The following is a 15,796-nucleotide window of genomic DNA, read 5'->3' on the forward strand; positions in this document are numbered from 1 at the left end:
CTGCGGCAAGACGCATCAGGGGGTTGTCCACGGCGCAGGAGCGGTCATTCCGGGGCGCTGCGCAGCAGCGAGCCCGGAACCCAGAACCGATGCCGGTAGCAATCTTGCCGCTACGATCGACGCGCCCTTCCGGAGGTGGCATCGGTTCTGGGTTCCGGGCTCAGGCCTGCGGCCTGCCCCGGAAAGACGATGGAGAGCTTTAATGCCCGCCGCCGCCACCTGCCGGCTTGGCAGCCGGCGGCTTGGTCATGAACAGGGACAGCAGCACCAGAGCGCCGAAGATCACGGTCAGGCCGAGAAAGACGTCACCGAAGGCCATGACCAGTGCCTGCTTGTGGGCCCGCTGCGTCAGCAGCTTCAGCGCCATCGACTGGGCGGCGTCGCCATACTCGATGAAGCGCTGCGTCATCAAGGCGAGGTTCTCCTCGGCGATCTGGCGTCCGGCGGCGACAACCTCGTGCAGACGGGTGATGTGCAGGTCGGTGCGGTTGTTGAGCAAGGTGTTGATGACGGCGAGCCCGACCGCGCCGCCGAGATTGCGGGTGAGGTTGTAGAGGCCGGATGCATTCTTGAGCTGCTGCGGCGGCAAGGTGCCGAGGGCGAGGTTGTTGATCGGCACCATGCACAGCATCAGCGAGCAGCCGCGCAGAATCTGCGGCACCAGGAGCTCGTAGAAGTCCCAATCGGCGGTGATCCCAGAGGCGATGTAGGTGCCGAGCGCGAAGCCGCCGAAGCCGATCATCATCATGATGCGCGGGTCGAGCTTGGCCGAGAGGCGCCCGGCGATCGGCGCCGTCAGGAACATGGCGAGGCCGGTGACGAACATGGTCTCGCCGATCATCAGCGCATCATAGCCGCGGATGCGCCCGAGATAGACCGGATAGAGATAGGTCAGCCCGTAGAGGCCGATGCCCATGGTGAAGGAGAACAGCGAGCCGAAGGCGAAGTTGCGGTTCCTGAAGGCGTAGAGATCGACCAGCGGATCGTCGCGCGTCAGCGCCCGCCAGAAGAACAGCACGGCGCCGATCACCATCACGAAGGAGAACAGGACGATCTCGTGGCTCTCGAACCAGTCGAGCCGCGTGCCTTCCTCGAGCACGTATTCCATGCTGCCGAGGAAGGCGGCCATGGCGCCGAGGCCGACCCAGTCGAAGCGGCGCAGCAGCCTGTGGTCAGGCTTGTCGAAGTCGATCAACGTCCAGGCGGCGATGGTGACGGCGATGCCGGGCACGACATTGACCAGGAAGAGCCAGTGCCAGGAGAAAGCATGGCTGAGATAGCCGCCGACGGTCGGCCCGATCGTCGGGGCGAGCGTGGCGATCAGGCCGATCAGCGGCGAGACGATCGGCCGCTTCGAGGCCGGGAAGATGGTGAAGGCCGCGGCGAAGACGCCGGGGATCATGCCGCCGCCGATGAAGCCCTGGATCGCGCGCCAGAGGATCATTTCGTTGATCGAGCTCGAGGTGGCGCAGAGGATGCTCGCGACCGTGAAACCGGCGGCGGCGATCGAGAAGAAGACACGGGTCGAGAGCGCCCGGCTGAGATAGCCGGACAAGGGGATCATGATGACTTCGGCGATCAGGTAGGCGGTCTGGACCCAGGCGATCTCGTCGCTGGACGCGGACAGGCCGGCCTGGATCTCGGCGAGCGAGGCCGAGACGATCTGGATGTCGAGGATCGCCATGAACATGCCGAAGACCATCGCCAGGAAGGCGAAGATCCGGCGCAGCGGAATGGCGTCGGCAGCCGGCGCGGCGGCGGCTGGGATGGCGGTCGTGGCGGTGRCCATGCGGCCTCCTCGACAGGAGATTTCTGTCTGGTTTACGGAGCCGGGCCCCCGGCCCGAGGAGCGCCGTGAGGCGCGGTGCGCTTTGGCTCAGAAGGGGCGATTGAGCCTTGGCACATCGCCATTTCCCGGTCGGAAATGGCTCCTCGGGTCGAGGGCCCGGCGAGAGCCGGATCCGATCAGGCCGGAACGACCTGATCGGTGAATCCGCCTCTCACTTTGAGTAAGAGCCCGTTCCGATCAGCTTGCGTGCAAGCCGATCGGAACGGGCTCTGGTTACTTCGCGACGTTCCCGCGCGGATCGATCGAGACCACGACGGACATGCCCGGGCGCAGAATGTGCTTGCCGGCCGATTCCGGCGACAGGGCGATGCGGACTGGCACGCGCTGGACGATCTTGGTGAAGTTGCCGGTGGCGTTGTCGGGCGGCAGCAAGGTGAAGACCGAGCCGGTGCCGCCGGCAATGCCACTGACGGTGCCGTCGAAAGCCTGGCCGGGCAGGGCGTCGACGGTGATCTTCGCCTTGTCGCCGATCTTCAGCGGGCCGACCTGCGTCTCCTTGAAGTTGGCGTCGACATAGACCTTGTCGAGCGGCACGATCGACATCAGGCGCTTGCCGGCGCTGACGAGGTCGCCGAGCTGCATGTTGGTGTTGGCGACGAGACCGTCGATCGGCGCCGAGATCGACATGAAGGAGAGATCGCGCGCGGCCTTGTCCTCGGCGACCTTGAGCTCGTCGATCTGGCGGGCAGCCTCGACGCGCTGTGCCTTCAGCACCTCGATATTGGCCTGTGCCTGGACAACGCCGGCCTTGGCGCTGGCGAGCGAGGCGGCAGCCTGGTCGCGCGCGGCGGTGGCGGCGTCGAGCGTCGCCTGCGAACCATAGGACTTGGCAGCGAGGTTGTGGGCGCGGTCGAAATCGGCGGTGGTGCGGGTGACGGCGGCCTCGGCCGAAATCTGCTGCGCCTGGGCCTGCTGCAGGCTGGCGCGGGCAGCTTCGATCTGCGCGTCGATGCGCGAGAGCGTGGCCTTGGCGGTGGCGCTCTTGGCCTGGGCACTCTCCAGCGCGATGCGCTGGTCGCCATCGTCGAGCTTGACGAGAGGCTGGCCGGCCTTGATCTCCTGGTTCTGCGTCACCGCGATCGTGGCGATGTTGGCGGGCAGCTTGGCCGAGATCGTCGCCATCTCGGCGCCGACATAGGCGTCGTCGGTCGAGACGATGAAGCGGCCATTGCGCCACCAGTCGATGCCATACCAGAGACCGGCGGTAAGCGCCGTGCCGGCGACGAGGATTAGCGCGACGCGCTTGACACCGCTACGCTTGCGCGTTGGCTTTTCGGCGGCCTGGGACGGAGCGGCGACATCCTCGCTCGCCTTGCGGCCTTCCACGGGCGCGGGAGTCTGTTCCAGCGCAGGATCGACCAGCTTCAAACGGTCGCGGCGTGGCTCAAGGCGCTTTTCAATGGTGGTTTCGGCAGTCATGGTGACAATGCCCTGACAATCTGGTTTCGAACCGCTCGGTTCGATTGCGCTTGAAATAGCGCCGTCCGGGGTGCATATCAAGAGGAAATCGAACCGGTCGGTTCGATTATTTTTGCAAGCGCGATCATGCGCGAGACGGATGGAACAGGATGAGCGCGACGCTTGAGCCGCGACATGTCAAGGCGATTTCCCGCAACCGGCGGGTCGCCGGTGCAGATCCCGAGAAACGCCACCAGATCCTCGAAGGGGCGCATGCCGTGTTCACGGCGCGCGGTTTCGATGCGGCCAGCATGAACGACATCGCTGCGGCCGCGAATGTCTCCAAGGGCACGCTGTATGTCTATTTCGAGGACAAGGAGCATCTCTTCGTCGCGCTGATCGAGCGCGAGCGCGAGAAGCAGAAGCAGGGCATGTATGCGGTCCTGGCCGAAGAGCCCGATCTCGATCTGGCGCTGATGAATTTCGGCAGCGGACTGGTGCGCCTGCTGACCGGTCCCTTCGCGCTGAGCGCCCATCGCATCGTACTCGGGGTCGCCGAGCGCATGCCCGATCTCGGTCGCGAATTCTACGAGCGCGGCCCGATGCAGGGCGCGCAGCATCTGGCGGCCTTTCTCGACCAGCGCGTCGCCAAGGGCGAATTGGCGATCGAGAACACGGCCCTGGCGGCGGCGCAGTTCGTCGATCTCTCGCAGTCGACCCTGATGCGCCCACGCCTGTTCAATGCTGAGCGCATGCCGCCGGGCGAGGACGAGATCGCTTACGTCGTCGGCGAGGCGGTGGCGACCTTCATGGCGCGCTATGGCGTCGTGGCCAAGGGCGCCTGAGCGCGCGTGAAGCGCACCATATCGGCAAGGACCGGGGCGCGGTCGCGAAAGCCGGCGTTGAGCGCGAGCAGAATGCCGGCATGGCCGAGGCCGGGATAGGTCCTGAGTTCGACCGTTGCCCCCGCCGCGCGGAGCTTCTGTGCGAGTGAGACGCTGTTGCGCGGCCTGACCGTCTCGTCCTCATCGCCAGTGGCAAGGAAGACGCGTGGCGCAAGGGCGCTGGCAAAGGTGACCGGTTGTGTCTCGGCGAGGCGTGGGAACTCGCCGAAGGCGGCGATGCTGCGGGGGTCGTCGAGCGGCAGGAAATCGTAGGGGCCGGCGAGCCCGGAGACGCTGCGCACGAAGCCCGGGCGTAGCCCGACGCGAGCGAGGAAACGGCGGTCCAGCACCAACATCATCGCATTGTAGGCCCCGGCTGAATGACCGCTCAGCGCGATGCCGCTGGCATCTCCGCCATAAGACGCGATCTGGTCGCGGACCCAGCGCAGGGCCAGCGCACCGTCCTCGACGAACGCGGGGAAGCGCACCTGCGGCACGAGGCGATAATCGGGAATGACGGTGACGAATCCCCGCGCCGCGAAGGCGCGGCCGACGAAGGCGTAATCGGCACGCTCGCCGTTGTTCCAGCCGCCGCCATAGAGGAAGACCAGGACCGGCGCCTGGCCCGCGCCTCGCTCCGGCAGGTAGATATCGAGCCTGTGGCGCTCGTCCGGGCCGTAGGCGATGCCGCTCGCAGCCAGGCGGCTGCCGGCATCGGCCGGCGTGAACGCATTGAGCAAGCCGAGCGGCGAGCAGGCCGATAGCAAGGCCGAGCCGGTGGCGAGGAAGGCTCGGCGGCCGAGCCGGATGAGAGAGGTCATTGTGCTGCGAGGCTAGGATGAGGGCGAGACTCTGGATAGAGCGCTACCCGCCAACCGGATGCAGGCCGCGCCTATCGCCCGGTGACTTTGCGGGCTCTGATGCGTTCGCGATGGGCAGTATAGAGGCCTGACGCGATGATGATCGCCGAGCCGAACCAGGTAACGGCGTCGGGCAGCACTGAAAACAGGATGAAGCCGAAGGCGGAAGCCCAGAGCAGCTGGACATAGGAGAATGGCGCCAGCAGCGAGGCGTCGGCATGCCGGAAGGCCTGGATCACGAACCAGTGGCCGACGGTCGAGGAGACGCCGATGAACAGGCCGACCAGCAGCGCCTGTGTCGACAAGGGCTGCCAGGTCAGGGGCTGGAGCGCGGAGAGCACGATGCAGCCGACGACTGCCGACCAGGCGAGCGTCGTCACCGGGTTCTCGGTCGCGCTCATCATCCGGGTGACGATCAGCGCGAAGGCCCAGGTCACGGCCGACAGCACCGGCAATATCGAGGCTGTCTGGAAATCGCTGCCGCCGGGACGCACGACGATCAGCACGCCGATCAGGCCGACCGCCGTCGCGGTCCAGCGCCGCCAGCCGATTTTCTCGCCGAGGATCGGGATCGACAAGGCGGTGACGAAGAGCGGCGAGACGAAGCTCGTCGCGGTCGCGTCGGCGATCGGCAGGTATCTCAGCGACGAGACGAACAGGATCGAGGAGACCGTGACGGCGACGCCGCGCAGAATCTGCATGCTCGCGCGCCGTGGCTTCAGCTGCTTGAAGCCGCTCGGAGCGGCCACGGCCAGCATGATCAGGGCGAAGGCGGCATAGCGCAGCCAGACGACCTGGATCGCCGGCGTCGTGGCGGTGAGGTATTTCGAGGCGACGTCGGCGGCTGAGAGGAAAACGCTGCCGAGCAGCATCAGGCCGATGCCGCGCAGGCTGTTGTCACGTCGCGGCGCGGGACGTTGCGGCGGCTCGGCCGGGGCTGGTTCGACCGGCAGAGGCACTCTGGTCAAGGTGTCGGGCAAGGTCTTCGGCGAATCTCGATGAGAAGCCGACCCTAGCCGATGATCGGGGCGATCCCTCGCGCAAATCCGGCACGGCCGCCATGCGTGCGCGCAAGAAAAAGGCGGGCACGAGGCCCGCCTTGAAATTTTCTTTAAATCAGCCGGCCTGAACTCAGGCTGCTTGCTTGCGCGGTTGGATCAGCTTGCGGTTGACCAGCACTTCGGCGATCTGGACCGCATTGAGCGCGGCACCCTTGCGCAGATTGTCCGAGACGCACCAGAAGGCGAGGCCGTTCTCGACCGTGGCGTCCTCGCGGATGCGCGAAATATAGGTCGCATCCTCGCCGGCAGCCTCGTGCGGGGTGATGTAGCCACCGGGCTCGTGCTTGTCGATGACGAGGATGCCGGGGGCGGTGCGCAGCACCTCGCGTGCCTCATCGGCGGTGACCGGCTTCTCGCACTCGATGTTGACGCTCTCGGAATGGCCGATGAAGACCGGCACGCGCACGCAGGTGGCGGTCAGCTTGATCTTCGGATCGAGGATCTTCTTGGTTTCCGCCATCATCTTCCACTCTTCCTTGGTGAAGCCGTCTTCCATGAAGACGTCGATGTGCGGGATGACGTTGAAAGAGATGCGCTTGGGGAACTTCTTTACCTCGACCTCGCCGGCGGCGAAGACCGAACGGGTCTGGTTGAAGAGCTCGTCCATCGCCTCCTTGCCGGCGCCGGAGACCGACTGATAGGTCGAGACGACGACGCGCTTGACGCCGAAGCGGTCATGCAGCGGCTTCAGCGCCACGACGAGCTGCGCGGTCGAGCAGTTCGGGTTGGCGATGATGTTCATCTTGGTGAAGCCGGCGGCTGCGGCGGCGTTCACTTCCGGCACGACCAGCGGCACATCGGGGTGCATACGCCAGGTCGAGGAGTTGTCGATCACGACCGCGCCCTGCGCGCCGATCTTCGGCGACCATTCCTTCGAGACCGCGCCGCCCGCCGACATCAGGCAGATGTCGGTGTCGGAGAAGTCGTAGTGCTCGAGCGCCTTCACCTTCAGCGTCTTGTCGCCGAAGGAGACCTCGGTGCCGATCGAACGGGAGGAGGCGAGGGCGACGACCTCGCTGACTGGGAAAGCACGCTCGGCGAGGATGTCGAGCATCTCATGGCCGACATTGCCCGTGGCGCCGACGATCGCGACCTTGAAGCTCATTCTGGTAATTCCTTCTGGCGAAACCGGTTCAGTCTCCCCGGGGAGGCCGTCGCCGCTCATCTCTATCGCGGGTTCGGCCGGTTGACCCCGGCCGGGAGGGAGATCCCGGAATCGAGGCGACGTGTCAGTGCGACGTCCGGGTTTTCTCGGCCGTCGTTTTGGTCGTGGTTTTCGTCGTCAGACGGAACGTCACAGAGCCAACCTGAGCATCATCGCGAAACCGGGAGATAGGTGCCCGGCCCGCAATCCCAAACACAAGCTGCCGTAAAAAGTCAATCGTCCTGCTAACGCACCGGCATTAACCCTGCCTCCTTACCGGCCATTGACCCTGTTTCGCGATGGAACGCGCCCGGTAACCAGCTGCTCATCGCGCCCGGCGAAAGCTCGCCTGCAAGTGGGACGAAGCGGCTTGCAGGGGTGCGGGCCGTCCAACGGGTTGGGTATTGTCGTGTCCGGGGACGAGATCAGCGCCATCTGGCAGCGCTTCAAGCTGCGCCTGCAGGAAAGCGGGCAACGCCTTCAGCCGCACCTGCAGGGCCTGGCGAATGCGACGCCGAGCCGCTTCGATCTCGCAGCACGGTTGGTGGATCTCGCCGATGCAGCCGAGACCGGCTTCGCACGGATCATGCGGCCGGTGCGGCGTGTCTTCCGTTCCAGCGCGATCGGCTTGACCGGCGGCCTTGTCTGGCGCGGCCTAGCTGCGCTGACCGGGGTCAGCCTGACCGCGGTGCTCGTCGCCGGTCTTTCCTCGGGCTCCTCGGAGCCGGCGCTGGCGAGCCTCGCCTCACCGACCGAAACTTCGACCGCACCGCTCGTCCGTGACGTTCGCCTGCAAGCGCTGCCGATCGCCGCCGGGCAGGAAGGCTGGGTGATGATCGGCCGTCCGATCGCGCTGTTCGGCCTGGAGTCGCCTGAGCTCGACAAGCGCAGCGCCTATGAGGCGCGGCGCAGCCAGGACGGCCAGCGCCGCGAGGACATGCTGAGCTTCGGTGAATTCGGCGACAGCAAATCCTTCCTGGCGCTCAAGTTCCAGGTCAATCGCGATGCGCAGGTACAGAAGGCGCTCGCCGGGCTGGCGCAACCCTTCGTGATCACGCTGGTGCGCGAGAGCGCGGCCCGCGGCCTCTCGATCGGGCGCAGCGGCGCGGCCACCACGATCGAGACCAAGTTCGGCACCGTCGAGACCGCCGATATCGGCCTGAGCGACGGCAAAGCCGGGCGAGCCTGCATCGCCTTCCGCCATCTCGACGGGGCGGCGCATCTGTCCTTCTCCGGCTGGTGGTGCGGCAGCGAGGCACGGCCGGCCGACAGGGCGCAATTGATCTGCCTGATCGACCGGATCGATCTTCTGAGCGCCGGCGACGATCCTGAGCTGCGCGCCAATTTCGCCCGCACCGAGCTCAACCGCCGGCAGGGTTGCTCGGTGCCGCGGCTGGCGGCGACCGGGCGCAAGGGGTCCTGGCTCGATGCCGACGGCAAGGCCCCGGCACTGCGGCCGACCAGCAGCAAGCAGGCGCAGGCGCGGTAACGGCCTCGTGTGGCCACCCTGCACTGGCGCAGCGCAACAAAAGCATTAACTCTGGAATTGTATCGTCCGCGATAGCCGATCCGCCGCAGCCTCGGCGGGGGCAACCGCCTCAGGAGATCGTCATGCGTTCGCTTTCCCGTCTCGCCGCCGGCCTGGCCCTGTCCGTTGCAGCGGTTACCTTCGCCGCCTCGGTGGCCGAGGCGCAGCAGCAGCGCCGTCCGCTGCGTGTCACCGTCCAGAAGCGCAGCTATTTCGACGCCGGCAATGTCGTGCCGGTCGGCAGCATGAACCGCTATGCGACCCAGAACATCGTGGCGAGCCCGGTCTATTCGGCTTCGGGCGAGCTTTATGGCGAGGGTACGCTGCCCTCGCGCATCGGCTCGGGCGCCAATCCGTTCGCCAACAGCTTCTCGACGCCGCGCTACTGAGCGCCGCGTTTGAAATGAAAAGGCCCGCCGTGAGGCGGGCCTTTTGCTTTGCAAAGCAATTCCAGCGGAAGTGTGCAGCGGTTCAGCGTCCGGAATTGCGTCAAGACTAAAAGAGACTGAGCTTTTCCGGCAAACCATGGTTTGCCGGAAAAGCTTGAGGTCAGCGCACCAGGATGTTCTTGAACTGCCAGGGATCGCTGGTGTCGATGTCTTCCGGGAACAGTCCCGGGCGGCCATCGAGCGGCGTCCAGTCAGTGTAGTAGCCCTGCACCGGCCCGAGATAGGGCATCTGGATCGAAAGGCAGCGGTCCAGATCCATCTCCTCGACCTCGACGATGCCGGCCTTGGGGTTCTCCAGCGCCCAGACCATGCCGGCGAGCACGGCCGAGGTGACTTGCAGACCCGTCGCGGTCTGGTAGGGAGCGAGCTTGCGCGCTTCGTCCGTCGAGAGCTGAGAGCCGAACCAGTAGGCGCCCTTGTCGTGGCCGTAGAGCAGCACGCCGAGCTCGTCGATGCCGTCGATGACCTCGTTCTCCTCGAGGATGTGGTGCTCCTCCTGCGGGCGGCCGGCATTGCCGAACATCTCGTGCAGCGAGAGCACGGCATCGTTGGCCGGATGATAGGCGTAGTGGCAGGTCGGCCGGTAGATCGCCTTGCCGGCCTCGTCGCGCACGGTGAAGTAGTCGGCGATCGAGATCGACTCGTTATGCGTCACCAGGAAGCCGTATTGCGGGCCCGGCGTCGGGCACCAGCTGCGCACCTTGGTCTCGGCGCCGGCCTGCATCAGGTAGATCGCGGCCTGCGAGCCGGCCTCATGGGTGCGGGCGTTGTCCGGCATCCACTTCTCATGGGTGCCCCAGCCCAGCTCGGCCGGCTGCACGCCCTCGGAGATGAAGCCCTCGACCGACCAGGTGTTGACGAAGACACCCGGCGGCTTGGGGTTCTTCGAGCGTTGCGTGTCGCGCTCGGCGATGTGGATGCCCTTGACGCCGACCTGCTTCATCAGCCCGGCCCATTCCTCGCGAGTGGTCGGCTGCGGCACGTTGAGGCGCATGTCGGCAGCGAGGTTCAGCAGGGCCTTCTTGGCCAGCCAGGAGGCCATGCCGGGGTTGGCGCCGCAGCAGGAGACCGCCGTGGTCGAGCCGGGGCTACGGGCGCGCTTGGCGGCGAGCGTCATCTCGCGCAGCGCATAGTTCGAGCGCTCGCCCGGGCCCTTCGTCTCGTCGAAATAGAAGCCGAGCCAGGGCTCGTTGACCGTGTCGATATAGAGGGCTCCGAGGCTGGAGCAGAATTCCATCAGGTCGCGCGAACCAGTGTCGCAGGACAGGTTGACGCAAAAGCCCTGCCCGCCGCCTGCGGTCAGCAGCGGCTCCAGCATGGTCTTGTAGTTCTCGAGCGTCACGGCTTCCTGGATGAAGCGGATGCCGCGTTCGTCCAGCAAAGCGCGGTTGTCGTCGTCGGGCGCGATGACCACGAACCGGCTCTTGTCGAATTTGAGATGCCGCTCGATCAGCGGCAGCGTCCCGCGGCCGATCGAACCGAAGCCGATCATCACGATCGGGCCGCTGATCTCGCCGTATACGGGCCAATCCGTCATTCTTTTCAACTCCTGGGTTGTTCGTTTGTGGACAAGCGGACGCTGGTATGGCCTGGCGTCCCCAGGGTCAACCGGAAGGGGCGCCAGGCCGCGATGTCAGGCATGCGCGCCGGGATAGTCGGCGTCGAGCACGAAGGGGTAGGGGCCGGGATAGCGCTCGACATAGGCCATGTGGCTGACGAGGCCGGTGCCGGCGCGATAGCTGTGCAGGTAATAGGCCGGCGGCTCCATATGGAAGGTCGCCGGCCCCTCGGGCGCGAGGTCTAGCGTGACCTGATGCGTCACGCTCGGCGCGATCTGCGCGATCGTGCCGGCAAAGCGCGTCGTGATCGGCCGGTGATGGTGGCCGCAGAGAATGCGCTCGACGTTCGGGTAGCGGGCGACGATCTCGCGGAAGCCGTCGGCGCCTTCGAGCAGGCGGATACGGTCCATGTGGATGATGCCGCAGTCGAAGGGCGGGTGGTGCATGAAGATGACGACCGGCTTGCCGTTCGCACCGGCGAGCGCCTTCTCCAGGAAGCCGAGGCGCTTGTCGCAGAGCGCGCCGGCGCTCTGGCCGGGCAGCAGGGTGTCGAGGCCGATCAGCCTGACATCGCCGAGATCGGCGCAAAACTGGATGAAGCCGTCGTCGAGCACGGCGTGCGGTCCGAGCTTCAGGCCGGCCGTCAGGGTCTCGCGGCGATCATGATTGCCCGGCAGCAGCAGAACCGGCACCTCGACACGCTCCAGCAGGTTCGCCAGCAGTCCGTATTCCTCGGTGAGGCCGCAATCGGTGAGATCGCCGGTGATCACCAGCGCATCCGGCTGCGGGCGCAGGGCTGCGACGACGTCGAGCGCGCGTTCGGTCAGGGCGTTGGTCTCGGAGACACGATAGGCCGGCTTGCCGAGCGGGCGGATGTGCAGGTCGGTGATGTGGGCGATCAGCATAGTCGTCTTGTCCGATAAGGAGGCGTCACGGCCGGGCTCTGATCGGCCATTTCGGGAGAGGAGCGAGCCGTATCCGGGCCTGGGTCCGGATACGGCTCTGTTGTCGGTTCACTGCGTCGGCAGCTTCAGCGCGGTCTGCTCGACATAAGGCTTCATGATCTCGTCGGCGGTCTTCTGGGCCGAGACGAGCGCCTCCTTCGGCTGCTTCTTGCCGGAGAGGACGGCCTGGAGCTCGTCCTCGATCGCCTTGCGGACCGGGACCGTCTTGTAGGTCGCGAACCAGGGCTTGGCGTAGGCGAGTTGGCTGACGGCGATGCCGGCGTCAGGGTTCCTGGCGATGAAGTCCTTCATCTCCGGCAGCTCGTAGGCCGCCATGTTCGGAGCGAAATAGCCGGTGGCGCGGCTCCACCAGCCGGACTTCTCCGGCGAGGTCATCCAGTTGATCAGGGTCCAGGCGGCCTTGCGGCGCTCGCCTTCGACGCCGGTCGGGATGACGAGCGAGGCGCCGCCGATCGGCACCTCGTTCTTCACGTTCTTCGGCACGAAGGCGACCTTGTAGGGGAACTTCGCGTTGGTGCGGATATGGGTCAGCGAGCCGGTCGAGAGCAGGATCATCGAGGCCTGGCCGGAGAGGAAAGCGGTCGAAACCGCGCCGCCCGCCTGGACGCCGGCCGGGTGGACCTTGTGCTTGGCGACGAGGTCCGACCAGAAGGTCAGGGCGCCGAGCATGGACGGGCTGTCATAGTAGACCTCGCCGCCGTAATCGACATTGAACCACTGGCCGCCATTCGACTGGGTCAGGGCCTGCAGGATCCAGCCGCCGTAGTCGTAGTTCGAGGGCGCCATGATGCCCCAGCGGATGACGCGGTCGCCCTCGCGCTTGGTCAGCTTCTTGGCGGCAGCGGCAAGCTCCTCCCAGTTCGTCGGCAGCTTCTCCGGATCAAGGCCGGCTTCCTTGAAGTGGTCGGCGTTGACGTAGAGCAGCGGCGTCGAATTGTGGAAGGGCACGCCGTAGACCGAGCGGTCGAGCACCGCATTGCCGTGCAGGGCGCGGAAGAACTGGCCCATATAGGTGTCGTTGGTCTTGCCGTCGGCCTTGATCAGGTCGTCGAGCTTCTGGATCTCGCCCTCGATCTTGAGGTCGAGCAGGAAGTTGGCCGACATGATCACGGCCGCCGGCGGCTTGCCGGCCTTCATCGCGGCACGGGTCTTGATCAGCGTCTCGTCATAGGAACCGGTGTAGACCGGCGTCGCCTTGATCGCAGGGTTCTTCTCGTTGAACTCCTTGATCAGCGCGGTCATGTCGCGGGCGAGCTGCCCGTCGACCGGGACGGGGAAGAACAGCTCGATCTCGGTCGGCGCCTGCGCGAAAGCGGGTGCGACCGCGAACGAAGCGGCAAGCGCCGCGCTGGCGAGGACCGATCTGCGGGTGGTGCTGGTCATTGTCTGGACCCCTTACTTGATGCCTGACGAGACGAAGGAATTGACGAAGGCGCGCTGGAACAGCGCGAAGGCGATCAGCAACGGTGCGCTGACCATCAGGGTGCCGGCGGCGATGACGCCCCAGGCCTGCGCGCCCTCGGCGCCGCGCGTGAACGAGGCGAGGCCGACGGTGAGAGGGCGCAGGTCCGGCGAATTGATCACCATCAGCGGCCAGAGGAACTCGTTCCAGTGGCTGGTGACGGAGACGATCGAGAAGGCGATCAGCGAGGGCTTCGCCAAAGGCAGGTAGATGAAGCCGATGCGCTGCCAGACGCTGGCGCCGTCGATCAGCGCCGCATCCTCGAGCTCGCGCGGGATCGCCAGAAAGGCCTGGCGCATCAGGAAGGTGCCGAAGGCGGAGGCGAAATAGGGCGCCATCACGCCGAGCAGGCTGTCATAGAGGCCGAGCTTGGCGATCATCGCCAGATTGGGGACGATCAGCACGACCGGCGCCAGCATCAGCTGCAGCAGGAAAAGGTAGAAGCAGAGCGTCCGGCCGGGGAAATTGATGCGGGCGAAGGCATAGCCCGCCAGCGTGATGGTGACGATCTGCACGGCCAGGATGCCAAAGCTGATGATCGTGGTGTTGAGGCCGTAGCGCGGGAAATCGGCCGAGCCCCAGGCCTCGGCGAAGTTGCCGAGCGTCGGGACATAGGACGGCATCAGCGAAGCCATGCCCGAGCCGCCATAGGTGTGCGGGTTGAAGGCGGCGACCAGCATCCAGAGGAAGGGCACCATCCAGAGCGCCGCGAGCAGCAAGGTTGCGGCGTAGCCGAGCCTGGGTGTGATCTCGCGATTGGCGACGCCGGTCGAGGCCTCGATCATTGGTCACGCTCCCCGAAGGAGCGCTCGATCGTGCGCAGCGAACTCGCGGAGATGACGAGCAGCAGCGCCAGCATGACGAGCGTGCCGGCGGCGGCGCGGCCAGCGTCATAGCTCTCGACCGCCTGCTGGTAGACGTAGAACAGCAGCAGATTGGTGGAGTCGGACGGGCCGCCCTTGGTCAGCACGAAGACGTGGTCGACCTGCGTGACGACATTGATCAGCCCGATCACCAGCACGAAGCCGATCGTCGGCTTGAGATAGGGCAGGGTGACGTAGCGCAGGCGCTGCCAGGGATTGGCGCCGTCGAGGATCGCCGCTTCATAGGCATCGGCGGGAACCGCCTGAAGGCCGGCGAGGAAGAACAGCATGTAGTAGCCGGCGTTCTTCCAGATCGTCAGGCCCATGATCGAGTACAGGGCGATGTCAGGATCGCCGAGCCAGTTCGGGCCCGAGATCGCGAGCTTGGCGAGGTGGTAATCGAGCAGACCGGCATTGGGCAGGAAGATGAACAGGAAGATCGAAGCGGCGGCGACGAGCGGGATCAGCACCGGCAGGAAGAAAAGCGAGCGGAACAGCGCGTTGACGCGGCTCGACCGGACCAGCGCCATGGCGAAGCCGAGCGCCAGCACGAGGCTCGGGATCACGGTGCCGATCGCGTAAAGCAGGTTGTTGGTCAGAGCCTTGCGGAAGGCTGCGTCGGCGAAGAGCGCGGCGAAGTTGGCGAGCCCGACGAAGCCCTGCGGCCCACCGACCTTCTGCTGGTTGTGCAGCGATTGCCAGAAGACCTGCGCGACCGGCCAGTAGGTGAACAGTGTCAGCAGGATCAGCGAAGGCGCCAGCAAGCCGAAGGCGAGCAGCGTCGACCGGCGTGGCCGCCAGTTCGTGAACCGCACAGCTTGAGGCCGTACCAAGCTATTCGTCAGAACCGTGTCTGCCATTGTTCCCGCCTTCGCGGCGGGTGATGGCGGTGCCGGACGACAGTCCGGTGAAAGCAAGATGACGTTTCGGCGACGATGCTGGTGAAATAACGATCGCCCAAACGCAGAACGGGCAGACCCTAAGGCCTGCCCGTCAAGGATGGTGCCGTGTCCGGTAGCTCAGGCTGCGCGACGTCGGAGACCTTCCGCTCCGGCGGCCGGCACGAGTGCCCCCGTGGCCTTGAGCACGCCGTTCGCGCCCTGGAGCGCGCCGTCGCGGAGTTCCAGGCCGAGGAAGCGCTCGCGCTCGAACGGGCCGGGCATGGAAAGATCGGCTATCGGCTCGGAGGTGAAGCCGAAGCGTTCGTAATAGGGCGCGTCGCCGACGAGCAGGATCGCGCCATGGCCGCGGCAGGCGGCGCGCCAGATCGCCTCGCGCATCATCGCCTTGCCGAGGCCTTCGCCCTGCAGTTCCGGCGAGACCGCGAGCGGGCCGAGCAGCAGCGCGGGCTTGCCGGCGGCCTCGACGTGCCAGAGGCGGACGGTCGCGACGATCGCGCCATCGCGCTCGGCGGTCAGGGCCAGGCCTTCCGCCGGTAGGCGGCCTTCGCGCAGACGCTCGCTCGACTTGGTCGTGCGGCGCTCGCCGAGGCAGCGGTCGAGCAGGACCTCGCGGCCCGGGATATCGGTCTCGATCTCGTCGCGGATCGTGATCATGACGCACCTCCTGCCGGAGCGTCCGCCTCGTCGCGGACCTTCCCGGCGCCGCGCGAGCGCGGCCACAAACTAGGGATTGTGTGGAAGAGGGGCCGGCGGGAGCCACGTCCGCGCTCCATTCTTGGAGGCACGAACGCTCCGCCCGGTTTCACGGGCAGCCTGCGATAGGTGGCAGGGCGCTTCGCCGGACCCGATGAGCGAGGGAGGGCGGCAAGCCC

14 protein-coding genes are annotated in these 15,796 nt (G+C 66.1%); 3 read left to right on the top strand and 11 right to left on the bottom strand.

The features are described from left to right. Positions 1-199: 199 nt before the first annotated feature. Together AC1DS0_RS20830 and AC1DS0_RS20835 are read right to left on the bottom strand one after the other, a co-directional pair. The gene (locus tag AC1DS0_RS20830) at positions 200-1,789 is read right to left on the bottom strand and encodes a DHA2 family efflux MFS transporter permease subunit (RefSeq protein WP_476816193.1); all 1,590 of its coding nucleotides are present in this window, start codon (positions 1,787-1,789) and stop codon (positions 200-202) included. Between the two features lie 273 nt (positions 1,790-2,062). Then, positions 2,063-3,268, bottom strand: coding sequence for an HlyD family secretion protein (locus AC1DS0_RS20835; RefSeq protein WP_476816194.1), 1,206 nt, complete (start codon positions 3,266-3,268; stop codon positions 2,063-2,065). 149 nt (positions 3,269-3,417) lie between these two features. Between AC1DS0_RS20835 and AC1DS0_RS20840 the strand changes: the two genes are divergently transcribed. Then, a complete protein-coding gene (locus tag AC1DS0_RS20840; protein WP_476816195.1) occupies positions 3,418-4,092 on the top strand; it encodes a TetR/AcrR family transcriptional regulator in 675 nt (224 codons plus the stop codon). Here the strand turns inward: AC1DS0_RS20840 and AC1DS0_RS20845 are convergent. From AC1DS0_RS20845 to AC1DS0_RS20855, 3 genes are all read right to left on the bottom strand, one after another. Further along, positions 4,065-4,952: an alpha/beta hydrolase gene (locus tag AC1DS0_RS20845; RefSeq protein ID WP_476816196.1), complete on the bottom strand. Its 888-nt coding sequence runs from the start codon at positions 4,950-4,952 to the stop codon at positions 4,065-4,067. The genes AC1DS0_RS20840 and AC1DS0_RS20845 overlap by 28 nt on opposite strands. A gap of 71 nt (positions 4,953-5,023) precedes the next feature. Beyond that, a complete protein-coding gene (locus AC1DS0_RS20850; RefSeq protein WP_476816310.1) occupies positions 5,024-5,950 on the bottom strand; it encodes a DMT family transporter in 927 nt (308 codons plus the stop codon). A gap of 172 nt (positions 5,951-6,122) precedes the next feature. Beyond that, positions 6,123-7,157: an aspartate-semialdehyde dehydrogenase gene (locus AC1DS0_RS20855; RefSeq protein ID WP_476816197.1), complete on the bottom strand. Its 1,035-nt coding sequence runs from the start codon at positions 7,155-7,157 to the stop codon at positions 6,123-6,125. Positions 7,158-7,605: 448 nt separating this feature from the next. Between AC1DS0_RS20855 and AC1DS0_RS20860 the strand changes: the two genes are divergently transcribed. Beyond that, positions 7,606-8,685: a hypothetical protein gene (locus AC1DS0_RS20860; protein ID WP_476816198.1), complete on the top strand. Its 1,080-nt coding sequence runs from the start codon at positions 7,606-7,608 to the stop codon at positions 8,683-8,685. 122 nt (positions 8,686-8,807) lie between these two features. Continuing rightward, positions 8,808-9,113 carry a hypothetical protein gene (locus AC1DS0_RS20865; RefSeq protein WP_476816199.1) on the top strand — a complete coding sequence of 102 codons (306 nt, stop codon included), beginning with the start codon at positions 8,808-8,810 and terminating at the stop codon, positions 9,111-9,113. A 160-nt stretch (positions 9,114-9,273) separates the two neighbouring features. Here AC1DS0_RS20865 and AC1DS0_RS20870 read toward each other — a convergent pair whose 3' ends face one another. From AC1DS0_RS20870 to AC1DS0_RS20895, 6 genes are all read right to left on the bottom strand, one after another. Further along, the gene (locus tag AC1DS0_RS20870; protein WP_476816200.1) at positions 9,274-10,710 is read right to left on the bottom strand and encodes a homospermidine synthase; all 1,437 of its coding nucleotides are present in this window, start codon (positions 10,708-10,710) and stop codon (positions 9,274-9,276) included. A gap of 96 nt (positions 10,711-10,806) precedes the next feature. Further along, complete coding sequence (locus tag AC1DS0_RS20875) at positions 10,807-11,637, bottom strand: phosphodiesterase (protein WP_476816201.1); 831 nt, start codon at positions 11,635-11,637, stop codon at positions 10,807-10,809. A gap of 108 nt (positions 11,638-11,745) precedes the next feature. Beyond that, entirely contained in the window at positions 11,746-13,080 is a 1,335-nt protein-coding gene (locus AC1DS0_RS20880; protein WP_476816202.1) for an ABC transporter substrate-binding protein, read from the bottom strand. Between the two features lie 12 nt (positions 13,081-13,092). Then, entirely contained in the window at positions 13,093-13,944 is an 852-nt protein-coding gene (locus tag AC1DS0_RS20885) for a carbohydrate ABC transporter permease (protein ID WP_476816203.1), read from the bottom strand. After that, complete coding sequence (locus tag AC1DS0_RS20890; protein WP_476816204.1) at positions 13,941-14,837, bottom strand: carbohydrate ABC transporter permease; 897 nt, start codon at positions 14,835-14,837, stop codon at positions 13,941-13,943. The genes AC1DS0_RS20885 and AC1DS0_RS20890 overlap by 4 nt, the downstream gene beginning before the upstream one ends. Positions 14,838-15,041: 204 nt before the next feature. Continuing rightward, entirely contained in the window at positions 15,042-15,578 is a 537-nt protein-coding gene (locus AC1DS0_RS20895) for a GNAT family N-acetyltransferase (RefSeq protein ID WP_476816205.1), read from the bottom strand. Positions 15,579-15,796: the final 218 nt, after the last annotated feature.

The organism is Allobosea sp. P4_H5 (assembly GCF_056400825.1).

What these genes read in the sequence shown, in the direction of transcription:
- AC1DS0_RS20835 (WP_476816194.1), bottom strand. Translation starts at nt 3,268, where the DNA reads ATGACTGCCGAAACCACCATTGAAAAGCGCCTTGAGCCACGCCGCGAC.
- AC1DS0_RS20840 (WP_476816195.1), top strand. Translation starts at nt 3,418, where the DNA reads ATGAGCGCGACGCTTGAGCCGCGACATGTCAAGGCGATTTCCCGCAAC.
- AC1DS0_RS20845 (WP_476816196.1), bottom strand. Translation starts at nt 4,952, where the DNA reads ATGACCTCTCTCATCCGGCTCGGCCGCCGAGCCTTCCTCGCCACCGGC.
- AC1DS0_RS20855 (WP_476816197.1), bottom strand. Translation starts at nt 7,157, where the DNA reads ATGAGCTTCAAGGTCGCGATCGTCGGCGCCACGGGCAATGTCGGCCAT.
- AC1DS0_RS20865 (WP_476816199.1), top strand. Translation starts at nt 8,808, where the DNA reads ATGCGTTCGCTTTCCCGTCTCGCCGCCGGCCTGGCCCTGTCCGTTGCA.
- AC1DS0_RS20870 (WP_476816200.1), bottom strand. Translation starts at nt 10,710, where the DNA reads ATGACGGATTGGCCCGTATACGGCGAGATCAGCGGCCCGATCGTGATG.
- AC1DS0_RS20875 (WP_476816201.1), bottom strand. Translation starts at nt 11,637, where the DNA reads ATGCTGATCGCCCACATCACCGACCTGCACATCCGCCCGCTCGGCAAG.
- AC1DS0_RS20880 (WP_476816202.1), bottom strand. Translation starts at nt 13,080, where the DNA reads ATGACCAGCACCACCCGCAGATCGGTCCTCGCCAGCGCGGCGCTTGCC.
- AC1DS0_RS20885 (WP_476816203.1), bottom strand. Translation starts at nt 13,944, where the DNA reads ATGATCGAGGCCTCGACCGGCGTCGCCAATCGCGAGATCACACCCAGG.
- AC1DS0_RS20895 (WP_476816205.1), bottom strand. Translation starts at nt 15,578, where the DNA reads ATGATCACGATCCGCGACGAGATCGAGACCGATATCCCGGGCCGCGAG.